This is a genomic window from Paraburkholderia sp. SIMBA_027 (genome assembly GCF_046535315.1).
GTDB lineage: Bacteria > Pseudomonadota > Gammaproteobacteria > Burkholderiales > Burkholderiaceae > Paraburkholderia > Paraburkholderia tropica.
The window spans coordinates 1-259 of sequence record NZ_JAWRWY010000970.1; the positions used below are offsets into that span (position 1 = coordinate 1).

At 64.9% G+C, this 259-nt stretch carries 1 pseudogene; it reads right to left on the reverse strand.

Annotation, left to right across the window (positions count from 1 at the left end):
• Positions 1 to 259: pseudogene (locus tag SB764_RS42000) on the reverse strand (hydroxymethylglutaryl-CoA lyase); the annotation flags it as partial.

The window sequence follows — 259 nt, forward strand, 5'->3', positions numbered from 1 at the left end:
CTTCGCGCGTGCGCTTCGGCGTGCCGACGCCGATCGTATCGGCAATGTCGATCTCATCGCAGCCGAGTGCCGCAAAGCGCTCGACCACATCGACCACCGACGCCACCGGCACCTCGCCCTGATACGGGCAGCCGAGCGAACACGACACGCTGCCGCGAATTCGCAAGCCGTGCTCTTTCGCCGCCTGCGCGACCGGCGCGAAACGGTCGATGCTTTCCGCGATGCTGCAATTGATGTTCTTCTGCGAGAACGCCTCGCT